The sequence below is a fragment of the Candidatus Latescibacter sp. IFSED24 genome, assembly GCF_058273205.1.
Genome location: NZ_CM177850.1, coordinates 4,508,140 through 4,520,590 on the forward strand (window position 1 = coordinate 4,508,140; position 12,451 = coordinate 4,520,590).

At 68.1% G+C, this 12,451-nt stretch carries 11 protein-coding genes; 8 read left to right on the forward strand and 3 right to left on the reverse strand.

The window, feature by feature from the left end; genetic code table 11:
- The first annotated feature begins 435 nt into the window (after nucleotides 1-435).
- Genes IFSED24_RS17975 through IFSED24_RS18005 form a run of 7 tightly spaced genes read left to right on the forward strand, consistent with a single transcriptional unit; the run spans nucleotide 436 to nucleotide 8,636 of the window.
- Nucleotides 436-2,265 carry a 4Fe-4S binding protein gene (locus IFSED24_RS17975; RefSeq protein ID WP_491332864.1) on the forward strand — a complete coding sequence of 610 codons (1,830 nt, stop codon included), beginning with the start codon at nucleotides 436-438 and terminating at the stop codon, nucleotides 2,263-2,265.
- An 8-nt stretch (nucleotides 2,266-2,273) separates the two neighbouring features.
- On the forward strand, nucleotides 2,274-3,422 hold the full coding sequence (locus IFSED24_RS17980) for a 4Fe-4S dicluster domain-containing protein (RefSeq protein WP_491332865.1): 1,149 nt from the start codon (nucleotides 2,274-2,276) through the stop codon (nucleotides 3,420-3,422).
- A 10-nt stretch (nucleotides 3,423-3,432) separates the two neighbouring features.
- Nucleotides 3,433-5,169: a CoB--CoM heterodisulfide reductase iron-sulfur subunit A family protein gene (locus IFSED24_RS17985; protein ID WP_491332866.1), complete on the forward strand. Its 1,737-nt coding sequence runs from the start codon at nucleotides 3,433-3,435 to the stop codon at nucleotides 5,167-5,169.
- Nucleotides 5,145-5,642 carry a hydrogenase iron-sulfur subunit gene (locus IFSED24_RS17990; RefSeq protein WP_491332867.1) on the forward strand — a complete coding sequence of 166 codons (498 nt, stop codon included), beginning with the start codon at nucleotides 5,145-5,147 and terminating at the stop codon, nucleotides 5,640-5,642. The genes IFSED24_RS17985 and IFSED24_RS17990 overlap by 25 nt, the downstream gene beginning before the upstream one ends.
- Nucleotides 5,635-6,603, forward strand: coding sequence for an NADH-quinone oxidoreductase subunit B family protein (locus IFSED24_RS17995; RefSeq protein WP_491332868.1), 969 nt, complete (start codon nucleotides 5,635-5,637; stop codon nucleotides 6,601-6,603). Before IFSED24_RS17990 ends, IFSED24_RS17995 begins: the two co-directional genes overlap by 8 nt.
- 1 nt (nucleotide 6,604) lies before the next feature.
- Entirely contained in the window at nucleotides 6,605-8,074 is a 1,470-nt protein-coding gene (locus IFSED24_RS18000) for a Ni/Fe hydrogenase subunit alpha (protein ID WP_491332869.1), read from the forward strand.
- A 28-nt stretch (nucleotides 8,075-8,102) separates the two neighbouring features.
- The gene (locus IFSED24_RS18005) at nucleotides 8,103-8,636 is read left to right on the forward strand and encodes a hydrogenase maturation protease (RefSeq protein WP_491332870.1); all 534 of its coding nucleotides are present in this window, start codon (nucleotides 8,103-8,105) and stop codon (nucleotides 8,634-8,636) included.
- Here IFSED24_RS18005 and IFSED24_RS18010 read toward each other — a convergent pair.
- A complete protein-coding gene (locus IFSED24_RS18010; protein WP_491332871.1) occupies nucleotides 8,593-8,757 on the reverse strand; it encodes a hypothetical protein in 165 nt (54 codons plus the stop codon). The genes IFSED24_RS18005 and IFSED24_RS18010 overlap by 44 nt on opposite strands.
- Nucleotides 8,758-8,820: 63 nt before the next feature.
- Here IFSED24_RS18010 and IFSED24_RS18015 point away from each other — a divergent pair, with 63 nt between their 5' ends.
- Nucleotides 8,821-9,390, forward strand: coding sequence for a GNAT family N-acetyltransferase (locus tag IFSED24_RS18015; protein WP_491332872.1), 570 nt, complete (start codon nucleotides 8,821-8,823; stop codon nucleotides 9,388-9,390).
- On the opposite strand, the gene hypF is transcribed toward IFSED24_RS18015, so the two are convergent.
- Together hypF and hypB are read right to left on the reverse strand one after the other, a co-directional pair.
- On the reverse strand, nucleotides 9,387-11,732 hold the full coding sequence (gene hypF, locus IFSED24_RS18020) for a carbamoyltransferase HypF (protein WP_491332873.1): 2,346 nt from the start codon (nucleotides 11,730-11,732) through the stop codon (nucleotides 9,387-9,389). The two genes, IFSED24_RS18015 and hypF, sit on opposite strands and share 4 nt — an antisense overlap.
- Nucleotides 11,729-12,436, reverse strand: coding sequence for a hydrogenase nickel incorporation protein HypB (gene hypB, locus IFSED24_RS18025; protein WP_491332874.1), 708 nt, complete (start codon nucleotides 12,434-12,436; stop codon nucleotides 11,729-11,731). The genes hypF and hypB overlap by 4 nt, the downstream gene beginning before the upstream one ends.
- Nucleotides 12,437-12,451: the final 15 nt, after the last annotated feature.

Here is a 12,451-nt window from a genome sequence, read left to right on the forward strand (position 1 = left end):
GAGCATGCCCCGGAATGGATGTCAGGGCAAGAGGGTCGTTCGAATTGAAATTGATGAAAGCAATACTATTTCACTGTAAATTATCTATTTTCAGCGGGTTGGGTGGACAGTTATTGTGATATCTTTAACATATATATCGTGAATATCGGTGGCTTGATTGAGCGATACAGCCCTGCGGGGCCAATAAAGGCCGTTTATGTGCATTTGTCCTGTTAAATATTTGATAAAATCGCTTGATGGGATGACAGCGCAATGATAGGATCTCCGGGCGGATCATGAGGGTCCTAAATCGCCCAGTTGGCCAACAAGCCAGCCAGGAAGCCTCGACACCGCTGCAGGAACACCAGACACCGCAGGACGCATCGCCCGACTCCTTTCTGGCCAACCGGCTCACGCAGCCCAACGCTGCGCAGCGGTCGAGAAAGGATCGGTCTGATGACGTCCATCAAGAGGGTCGGGGTATTCTTCTGCCGCGCCGGTGCGGGGCGCCAGCCGGAGATCGACATCGCCAAGATCGCGGCCTACGCCGAGGGTTTGCCCGCGGTGGTGACGGTGGCGGATCTGGGCGAGCGGCCGGTGCTCGCCGCGCAGGATCTGGTCGCCCTCATCCAGCAGCACGACCTCGAGCGGATCGTCCTCGGTGGGGGATCCCCCGGTCACTTCAAGCCCATCTTCACCCGTGCCATGGCCGCGGCCGACCGCGATCCCGACGAGGTCCGTCTCGCCTCCTTCGGCGAGATCCAGGCCAACGACAGTTCCGAGTTGCTGGCCATGGCCAAGGCCATCACCGCCTGTGCGGTCCACGGCATCCCCTTCGGTCTGGCGGCGACGTCCGAGCGCGTGCCGGTCAATCCCAACACGCTGGTCATCGGTGGCGGTGTGGCCGGGATCGAGACCGCGCTGCGCATCGCCAGCGCCGGCTACCATGTCGACCTGGTGGAGCGTACCGCCACCATCGGCGGCCACATGGCCATGTTCGACAAGACCTTCCCCACGCTGGACTGCGCCGCCTGCATCCTCACGCCCAAGATGGTGGCCGTGGGGCAGCACGAGAACATCGACATCCTGAACTGCGCCGAGGTCCTGTCGGTCTCCGGCTCGGCCGGCGACTATCGGGTCCAGGTCCTGCGCCATGCGCGGCGGGTCGATCCCGAGGCCTGCATCGCCTGCCACGCCTGCATGGAGGTCTGCCCCACCCGGGTGCCCAGCGAGTTCGACGAGGGCATCGTCGACCGCAAGGCCATCTACATGCCGTTTCCGCAGGCCATCCCCAACTCCTACGTGGTCGACGGCGAGCACTGCCTGTACGTCCAGACCGAGGGCCAGAAGTGCGGGGCCTGCGTGAAGAAGTGTCCCAAGGACGCCATCGACCTCGACGAGGAGGCGCGCACCGAGGACCGGCGTGTGGGCAACATCGTCGTGGCCACAGGCTTCGACACCTTCGACGCCGGGCGGATCGAACGCTATGGCTACGGGACGTTGCCCAACGTGCTGACCTCGCTCGAGTTCGAGCGTCTGACCAACGCGTCGGGGCCCACCGGCGGTCGGATCGTCACCCGGGTCAAACGCCTGAACAAGCGTCTGAAACGGGAGGAGTGGGTGTTCGACGAGGAGGCGCCGGCACCGCGGTCGGTGGCCATCATCCACTGCGTGGGGTCGCGCGATCAGAACTACAACCCGTACTGCTCGCGCGTCTGCTGCATGTATTCGCTCAAGTTCGCGCATCTGGTGAAGGAGAAGCTGCCCGACGCCACCTGCTACCAGTTCTACATCGACATGCGCGCCTTCGGGAAGGGTTACGAGGAGTTCTTCGAGCGGATCAAGGACGAGGGCGTGTTCGTCATCCGTGGCCGCTCGGCCAAGATCGACCTGCGCGACGGGCGGATGATCATCAAGGGCGAGGACATCGTCCACGACCGCATCATGGAATTCCCGGTGGACATGGTGCTGCTGGCCGTGGGGCTGGAGCCGGCACGCGGCACGCGGCGCCTGGCCGAGATCCTGGGCATCAGGCCGGGACCGGACGGCTGGTTCACCGAGCTCAACTACAACAGCGATCCCACGGCCACCAACCGTGCCGGGATCCACGTGGCCGGGGTCTGCCAGGGACCCAAGGATATTCCCGACACCGTGGCCCAGGCCTCGGCGGTGGCGGCGCGCGTCCTGGGCGGTGTGATCAGCGGCTCGATCCAGACCAGTCCGGCCGCCCCATCGGCGGCGGATATCGGCCAGTGCGCGACCCGGCTGGCCGCAGCCCGTACGTAGGAGGAGCCATGGCCATCAGAGCGAATCCGCACCTGATCGACGAACTCGAGCTCTACGGGGCCCAGGACGTGGTCAAGTGCTACCACTGCGGCAACTGCAGCGCCACCTGCCCATTCTCGCGCGAGCCCTATCTCTTTCCCCGCAAATCCATGCGCTACCTCCAGCTCGGTCTGGAGACGCGCCTGCGCGGCACCCTGGAACCCTGGCTCTGCTACTACTGCGGCGAATGCTCCGACGAATGCCCCCGCGAGGCCGAGCCGGGGGAGACCATGATGAGCATGCGCCGCTGGCTGACCTCACGCTACGACTTCACCGGGATCTCGGCGCTCTTCTACCGCTCGCCACGTGCGGAGTTGCTGGCCATCGTGGTCCTGGCGCTCCTTACGGGACTGGGTCTCGTGCTGTTCGGCCTGGCCCAGGGCGATCTCGCGGTCTATTCGGGAGAGGGAGCGTTCCTGCCCGCCGAGAAGATCCACCTCTTCGACTGGGCCATGGCAAGTCTGCTGGTGGTCCTGCTGGGAATCAACTGCGTGCGCATGTGGTGGTTCACGCTCGGCAGCGATCGCAGCGTCTCCGTGTCGCCGCTGGTCTACCTGAAACAGCTGTTCCTGATCCCGCTGCACTTCTTCACCCAGAAGCGGTACCGCGAGTGCGACCGCAAGCGGCCCTGGGCCATCCACCTGGCGCTCATGCTGAGCTACATCACCATGCTGATCCTGATCATGTTCTTCCTGCACCGCGTCCAGCACGGTCCGGCCATCGACTGGTGGGTCCACGGCTTCGGCTACGTCGCGGCCCTGGGCCTGGTCACGACCACGATCTTCGCGTTGCGTGGTCGCCTGCGCCGGACCGAGACCCATTACAAGCACTCGCACGAGACCGACTGGATCTTCCTGATCCTGCTGCTGGTGGTGACGGTGACGGGGATCGCCCAGCACGTGCTGCACCGCAGCGGACTGGAACTGGCCGCCAACGTGGTCTACATCGCGCACATGATGGGCGTGGTGCCCATGCTCATGCTCGAGGTCCCGTTCAGCAAGTGGTCGCACATGGCATACCGGCCGCTGGCCATGTACCTGTCGGCCGTGCGCGAGGCGGCGGTTCGGGAGGCTGTAGACAGCGAGCAACCACCGGCGGTGGCGCCGCAGATCGCCTGAGGAGGCTGAGATGAACGACGATTGCCGTATCGGCGTCTACATCTGCAACTGCGGGACGAACATCGCCAAGGTCGTCGATTGCGACCAGGTGTGCGCCCAGGTGCGCGACCTGCCCGGAGTGGTGTGCGCGCGGACCTACAAGTACATGTGCTCCAATCCGGGCCAGGAGATGATCGTCCACGACATCAAGGAGATGATGCTCGACCGGGTGGTGGTGGCCGCCTGCAGCCCGCGCATGCACGAGCCCACTTTCCGCAAGGCGCTGGAGGCGGGGGGGCTGAACCCGTACATGCTCGAGATGGCCAACATCCGCGAACAGTGCAGCTGGGTCCACGAGGATCCGGTGGCCGCCACGCGCAAGGCCGCCGACCTGACCCACGCCGCCATCAACCGGGTCCGCCATCACCAGCCGCTGGAGAAGGAGGAGGCGCCGTACAACCCGGCCACCCTGGTCCTGGGCGGCGGCATCGCCGGCCTGACGGTGGCGCTGGAGCTGGCCGAGGCGGGACAGCAGGTGCACCTGGTGGAGAAGGAGACCCGGCTGGGCGGCAACGTGGGGCGCGTGGACCTGACCGCGCCGTACCTGGACTCGGCCCGGGACATCCTGGCCGAGAAGATCGCCGCGGTGCAGAAGAGTCCGCGGATCGAGGTGCTGCTGGACACGCGGCTGGAGGAGCTGGTCGGCTTCGTCGGCAACTTCACCGCCACGGTATTGAGCGGCCAGGGGCAGCGTCAGCACCGGCTGGTGGGCGGGGTAGTGGTCTGCACCGGTTATCGCGAGTTCGACGCCTGCCGCGTGGAGAGCCTGGGCTACGGCAAGCTGCCCGACGTGATCACGTCGTTCGAGCTGGAGCAGCGGCTGCGCAGCGGCAAGCTGGAGACCGCCGACGGCCGGGTGCCGCGCTACGTGTCCATCGTCCACTGCGTGGGCTCGCGCAGCGCCAGGTACCACGGCTATTGCTCGCGGGTCTGCTGCATGACCGCGCTCAAGTACGGCCACGAGATCAAGTCGGCCATCCCCGAGGCCATGGTCACCGACGTCTACGTGGACATGCTCTCGTTCGGCAAGGGCGGCGAGGACCTCTACCGCCGCACGAGCGAGCTGAAGACCATGTTCCTCATGTACGAGAAGGACGAGATTCCCCAGGTGCGGCCGGCCGATGCCGGTGACGATTGCGGCCTGCTGCTGCAGGTGCGCGAGAAGCTGTCGGGCGAGACCATCGACGTGCCCGCCGATCTGGTGGTCCTCATGGTGGGCATGGAGGCGCGGCGCGACAGCGGCGAGGTGGCGCGCACGGTGGGCATCAGCCAGGACGCCGCGGGCTGGTTCATCGAGAGCCATCCCAAGCTGGCGCCTGTCTCCACCGCCACCGACGGCGTGTTCATCGCCGGCGCCTGCCAGTCGCCCAAGGACATCCCCGACACCGTGGCCCAGGCCCGCGCCGCGGCGGCCATGATCCTGGCCTACGTCGCGCAGGGCCGGGTGGAGGTGGACGCGCGTTTCGCCGAGGTGGACGAGGAGCTGTGCTCGGGCTGCCGCATGTGCAACGAGCTGTGCCCCTACACCGCCATCCATTACGACGAGGAGAAGAGCCGCAGCTCGGTGCAGAGCGCGCTCTGCAAGGCGTGCGGCACCTGCGTGGCGGCGTGCCCCTCGGGGGCCATCACGGCGCGTCATTTCACCGACGAGCAGATTCTCGAGCAGATCGAAGGAGTGCTGGCATGGGCTTCGAACCAACCATCGTAGGCTTTCTGTGCAACTGGTGCTCGTACACCGGCGCCGATCTGGCGGGCACCGCGCGGATCAAGCACCAGCCGAACCTGCGCGTCATCCGCGTCATGTGCTCGGGCCGGGTCGATCCCACTTTCGTGGTCCAGGCCTTCGCGTCCGGGGCCGACGGGGTGCTGATCTGCGGCTGCCACCCCGGGGATTGCCACTATCTCGAGGGCAACTACAAGGCGTTGCGCCGCTTCCTGCTGCTCAAGCGGCTCCTGCTCGACTATGGCATCGACGAGCGCCGGCTCCGGCTCGACTGGGTCTCGGCCAGCGAGGGCGAGCGCTTCGCCCGCATCGTCGACGAGATGATCGAGCAGGTGCGCCCCCTCGGCCGTTTCGAACTCGGACCCCATCTCCGGCGCGAGGTGGGCTTCGACCTCGAGACGTTCCCCCAGCCCGCAAGGGCCCACGACCGCATCGCGCCGGAGGTGAGCCATGGCTGATCGGAAGCTCCAGGTGGCGCTCTACTGGGGCGCCGCGTGCGGCGGCTGCGACGTCGCCGTCCTCGACACCGACGCGTTCATCCTGACCCTGGCCGAGGTGGCCGACATCCGCTTCTGGCCCATCGCGGTCGACGGCAAGTATGCCGATCTGGAGGCCATGGCCGACGGCGAGCTCGACCTGGCCCTGTTCAACGGAGCGGTCCGCAACAGCGAGAACCATCACGTCGCCGAGCTCCTGCGGCGCAAGGCCAAGGTGCTGGTGGCCCTGGGTTCGTGCGCCCATCTCGGCGGCATCCCCGGCCTGGCCAACGATGCCAGCCGCGAGGAGATCTTCCACCGGGCCTATCTCGACAACCCCTCGCTGGAAGAAGACAACGTGACCTTGCCGGTCGTGGAGAAGAAGGTGGCGGCCGGCACCCTCGAGATCCCCCGTTTCTACCGGCGGGTCCACCGGCTGTCCGACGTGGTCGCGGTGGACTACTTCGTCCCGGGCTGTCCGCCGGCGCCCGCCCAGGTGGAGGCGGTGCTGCTGGCGGTGGCGCAGGGAGCGCTGCCACCGGCGGGGTCGGTGGTGGGCGCGGGCGAGCGCACGCTCTGCGACGACTGCCAGCGGCGCAAGGAAGAGAAGAAGGTCCAGCGTTTCCGGCGGCCGTGGCAGGTGATCCAGGACCCCGAGCGCTGCCTGCTCGAGCAGGGCATCGTCTGCGCCGGTTCGGTGACCCGCTCGGGCTGCGGCGTCCGCTGTCCCGACAGCGGCATGCCGTGCCGGGGCTGCTACGGCCCGGCGCCCAACGTCCGCGACCAGGGCGCCAAGCTGATCAGCGCCGTGGCCTCGATCATCGACAGCCAGGACCCCGAGGAGATCACCGCGATCATCGACGAGATCCCCGACATCATGGGTTACGCCTACCGGTTCGGGCTGCCGTCCGGCACCCTGGAGCAGAGCCTGAGGAGTCTGTGAGATGACACGTCAGATCACCATCGACCCGATCACGCGGCTCGAAGGCCACGGCAAGATCCAGATCTTCCTCGACGACGATGGCGCGGTGGAGGACTGCTATTTCCAGATCCCCGAGCTGCGCGGATTCGAGCGCTTCGTGGAGGGGCGCCCCATCGAGGAGCTGCCGCGCATCGTGACCCGGATCTGCGGCGTCTGCCCGGCCAGCCATCACATGGCCAGCGCCAAGGCGGTGGACGGCTGCTTCGGCGGTCAGATCCCGCCGCTGGCCACCAAGCTCCGCGACATGTACTACCACGCCCATTACATCCACAGCCACATCGCCCACTTCTACGCGCTGGCGGCGCCCGACTTCGTGGTCGGTCCGGGGGCCGACCCCGCCGTGCGCAACATCCTCGGGGTGGTGGCCACGGTGGGGCGCGAGATCGGCGAACAGGTCATCACCGCGCGGTCACAGGCCCAGCGGATCCAGACCATCCTCGGCGGCCGCTCCACCCATCCGGTCTGGTGCCTGCCCGGCGGGGTGTCCAAGGGGCTGTCCGTCGACGAGCTGGCCGAGATCAGGCCCCTCGTGGAAAATCTCACCTCGTTCGTGCAGTTCTCGCTGCAGTTGTTCCGCGACGTGGTCCTGGGCAATCCCGAGTATGTCGACCTCATCCTCAACGGACCCTACACCCTCGATGTCCACAACATGGGCCTGGTGGACGAGAACAACGCTCCCAACTTCTACGACGGCCAGGTCCGGGTGGTGGACTTCGAGGGCTACGAGATCTGCAAGTACGCGCCCGAGGAGTACGCCGAATACGTGGCCGAGCACGTCGAGCCCTGGACCTACCTCAAGTTCCCCTACCTCAAGCAACGCGGCTGGCAGGGCTTCGTGGAGGGTCGGGAAACCAGCCTCTACACCGCCACGCCGCTGAGCCGCCTGAACGTGGCCGAGCGCATGGCGACGCCGCGCGCGCAGGAGGCCTACGAGGAGATGTTCGACACCCTGGGCGGCCGGCCGTGCAAGGCGCTGCTGGCGGCCCACTGGGCGCGGCTGGTGGAGATGGTCCAGAACACCGAGATGCTCGAGCGTTACTGCGACGATCCCGAGATCACCGGCCCCGAATACCGCGTCGTCCCCGACCGGATCACCGGCGAGGGCGTGGGCATCGTCGAGGCCATGCGCGGCACCCTGACCCACCACTACACCTGCGACGAGGACGGCCTCTGCACCAGCGCCAACCTCATCGTCGGCACCACCAACAACAACGCTGCCATCCACATGGTGACCCGCAAGGTCGCCGCGACCATGATCAAGCCCGGCGTCGACCCCGACCAGGGCATCCTCAACCTGGTGGAGATGGCGTTCCGCGCCTTCGACCCCTGTTATAGCTGCGCCACCCATAGCCTGCCGGGCCGCATGCCGCTGAAGATCGACCTGGTCCAGGGCGGCGCGGTGGTGCGCACCTTCCGACGCGACGCCAGCTGAGGCGCCGCGTCAAGACGAGAGGCCAGGCATGCCGGCCCGCACGTTGATCCTGGGCATGGGCAACCCCATCCTCACCGACGATGCCGTGGGCGTACGTCTGGCCACCGACGTCGGTGCGGCGCTGGGCGGACGGCCGGACGTGACCGTGGTGCCCGAATGCAGTGTCGGCGGCCTCAACCTGCTCGAATATCTGGAAGGCCATCAGCGCGTCATGGTGTTCGACGCGATCCGGACCCGGTCGGGGCGCCCCGGCGATTGTTACCGCTTCACGGCGGCCGACCTGCGCCCCACGGCCCATCTGAGCAACATCCACGACGCCAACTTCGCCACCGCGCTGGCGCTGGGCCGCCTGCTCGGCCACGACCTGCCCGCCGACGACCGGATCCACGTGTTCGCCGTGGAGGTGGTGGACGACACGACGTTCGGCAGCGAACTGACGCCGGTCCTGGCGCGGCGCTACCCCGGGTGTCGGCGGCTCGCCCTGGCGGCCGTCCGGCGGCTGCTGGCACCCGCCCCGCTCAGGACCCGTCGGTGCGCGGCCGCGGTCGGTCCGGATCGGTGATGCAGCCGTCGGGGCCATAGTAGGCCATGCCGCAGTGGCGACAGAGGAACTTGCGGACCTCGTCCTCGACCGTCGCCACCGGATTCTCGTGACCACACTGAGGACACTTCATGATTTCCACGCCACGACCTCCTCGGTCTCAAGACAGGAACCAGTATACACGGGAGCAACCAGGAGGTCGCCCATGGAACGCACGATCATTCTGAAGGATGGCCGCTCGGTGGTTCTGCGCCCGTTGCAGGAGACGGATCTGGAGCGGTCGTACAGCTTCTTCAATCGTCTCGACCCCGCCGAACGCCGGTATCTGCGCCGCGACGTGACCCAGCGGGCGGTGGTGGCCGAGCGGATCCTGGAGGCCGCTTCGCCGCTGGTCGAGCGCGTGGTGGCGGATCACGATGGCGAGATCGTGGCCGATGGCTCGTTCGAGCACGAACGCTACGGCTGGGGCGTCAAGAGCGCGCAGATCCGGCTCATCGTGGCGCCGGAGTTCCGCCGCGTGGGCCTCGGCCTCTGCCTGGCGCGACAGCTCTTCGTCATCGCCAACCAGCACGACATTGCGCGAATCAACGTCCGCATGCTCCGCCCACAGAGGGCCGCGCGCGAGATCTTCCGCAAGCTGGGTTTCCGCGAGGAGTTCCTGCTCCCCGATCACGTGCAGGACATGCAGGGGGAGATGCAGGATCTGGTGGTCATGCGGTGCAACCTCTCGATCCTCTGCGAGGAGCTCGCGCGCGAGGAGGCTCGCGGCGATTAGGCACGAGGCCGGCTCGCGGTCGAACCGTTCCGGCCGGCCGACCGGGCCGCCACCATGGCCTGCCCCAGCGCGAGCGCACCATCGCCGGGAGGTACCAGACGCGGCCGGAGCGGTCGCAACGCCGCCGCCGTCAGCGCGTCTTCCACGGCGACCAGCAACAGCTCGTTCTGGAACACGCCGCCGGCCAGGACCACGTCCCGCAGGCCGGTCGCCTGACTGATCCGGGACACCGCCGCCACCAGCACGTCGGCCAGGGTCCGGTGGAACTGGGCGCTGATCAGCGAGGGGGCGACCCTGGCGGCCACGGCTTCGGTCGCGGCCCGTACGAGGCCGATCACTGGGATCACCAGGGGCTCCTGGTCCAGATCGGACTCCGCCATCATGCCCGGCCAGGCGACGGCTGCCGCCAGGTCCGCGGTGTCGGCCAGGGCCATGAACTCCATGGCCGCCTGCGCCTCGTATTCGCTGTCGGCCCAGCGTCCGGTCAGCGCCGCCACGGCGTCGAAGAGCCGGCCGCAACTGCTGGTCAGCGGCGAGTTGATCCGTTGCCGCAACATCTCCAGGACCGGTCCGACGGGCTGCCTGGCCAGCCAGGACAGGCGCGGCCAGCGGCTCGGTTCGTCGCCGTAGGCGTGGCGGAGGTAGGCCACGGCGGTTCGCCAGGGCGCCCGGATGGCGGCGTCTCCGCCGGGCAGCGGCACGGTCTCCAGATGGCCGGCGCGCCGGTAGCCTGCGGCGTCGCCCACCAGGATCTCGCCGCCCCAGATGGTGCCGTCTGGTCCGTAGCCCGTGCCGTCGAGGATCAGGCCGATGGCGGGGCCGGGGTGCTGATGTTCGGCCAGCACCGCCACGAGGTGGGCGTGATGATGCTGGACCGGGATCCGCTGTCGATCGCGGTTGATGGGGCCATGGGCCCAGCGTGTGCCGAAGTAGCCGGGGTGCAGATCGTGGGCGATGACCGCGGGCTTGCACTCGAGGAGCTGCTGCAGGTTCGTGATGGTCGCCAGGAAGAAGTCGTGGGCCTGGCGGTTCTCGAGATCCCCCACGTGGGGGCTCAGGAAGACGCGGCTGTCCTTCAGCACGCCCACCACGTTCTTGAGATCGCCGCCCAGGGCGAGCACGCAGGTCCCGGTCCCGTCGGCCACCGCGATGGGCAACGGCGCATGGCCACGGCTGCGGCGGTGCAGCAGCGGGTGGTCTCCCACGACCTGGACCACGCTGTCGTCGGCCCGGCGCAGGATGTCGCGGTCGTGCATCAGCCAGGCGTCGGCGATGTCCTCGAGGCGCGACCGGGCCTCGCGATTGTCGAGGCAGATGGGTTCCTGGCCGGCATTGCCGCTGGTCAGGACCACGGCCTCGATGCCCAGCTTGCCCAGCGCTGCCATGAGCAGATGGTGCAGCGGAGTGTACGGCAGCAGGCAGCCCAGTCGCCGGTGTCCTGGCGCCACGGCCGCGGCGATGGCCGACCTCGCCGCGGTCCGCGCCGTCACCAGCACGATGGGTGACTGGGGAGCGGTGAGGAGCTCTGCCTCGGCAGGCGTGAGGATGGCGAGCCGGCGGGCCACCGCGAGGTCGGCGACCATCACCGCCAGCGGTTTGGCCTCGCGGTGTTTGCGCTGGCGCAGCCGGACGACCGCGGCTTCCTGATCGGCGCGGACGGCGAGGTGGAAGCCGCCGAGGCCCTTGACCGCGAGGATGCGGCCGTCGGCCAGGACCTGCGCGGCGTCGGCGATGGGCTGGCCGCGGTCGCGTTCGGGCGCCGCGGGGTCGATCAGCCAGAGGCGCGGGCCGCAGGCCGGACAGGCGTTGGGCTGGGCGTGAAAGCGGCGGTCGGCGGGGTCGTCGTATTCCCGCTGGCAGGCGTCACACATGGGGAAGACCGCCATGGAGGTCCAGGGTCGGTCGTAGGGGATGCGACCGACGATGGTCCAGCGCGGTCCGCAGTTGGTGCAATTCGTGAAGGCGTAGCCGTGCCGACGGTCGTCGGGGTCGAGGATCTCGGCTCGACATTCGCCGCAGGTGGCCACGTCGGGGGGGATCAGGGTGCGGGTGCCGGGAGTATGGCGCGACGGACGGATGACGAAGTCGCGGTCTCCGGCGAGGGGCGCGTCCTCCACGGTGAGGGAGAGCAATCGGGCCAGGGCCGGCGCTTCGGCCTCGAGGCGTCGGATGAAGCGTTCCAGGTTGGCCGGGTGGCCCTCGACCTCGATCACCACGCCGTCGCTGGTGTTGGACACGAATCCGGTGAGGGCCTCGTCTCGGGCCAGCTGGTAGACGAATGGACGGAAACCAACGCCCTGGACCACGCCGTCGACCAGCAGGCGCTGGCGGCGGGCTGTCATGGCGACTTCGCCACGCGAGCCTGGAGCGCGGCGAGCCATTCGTACCACGCCGCCATTCCCTCGCCGGTCCTGGCCGACAGTGTCAGGCACGACAGCCCAGGATTGGCCGCCCGCGCGTGCTCCTGGCAGCGCGCCACCGTGAAGTCCACGTGGGGCAACAGGTCGATCTTGGTGATCAGGCAGAGGTCGCTGCCGGCGAACATGGTGGGGTACTTGAGTGGCTTGTCGTCACCCTCGGTGACGCTGACCAGGACCACCCGGACCGCCTCGCCCAGGTCGAAGAGCGCGGGGCAGACCAGGTTGCCCACGTTCTCCACGAAGAGGACGGTGCCCGGCGCTGGATCGAGGCGGTGGCAGGCCCGGTGCACCTGGCCCGCGTCGAGGTGGCAGCCCTGGCCGGTGTTGATCTGGATCGCGGGGGCGCCGGTGCGGGCCATGCGGTCGGCGTCATTGGTGGTCTGCGGATCGCCGACGATCACCGCGGTCGGGGCCTGGCCGCGCAGGGAGTCGAGTGTCTTCTCGAGCAGCGTCGTCTTGCCGGCTCCCGGCGACGAGACCAGGTTCACGGCGAGGATGCCCCGCGCGGCGAAGTGTTCGCGATTATGGCGGGCCAGCTCGTCGTTGCGCGCGAGGACATCCTGCTGGACGCGCAGGGTCCGGCTCCCGGTTTCGGTGGTCTGGCCGCAGCCGCAGGTGTCGCACATGGTCTCTCCAGTTCT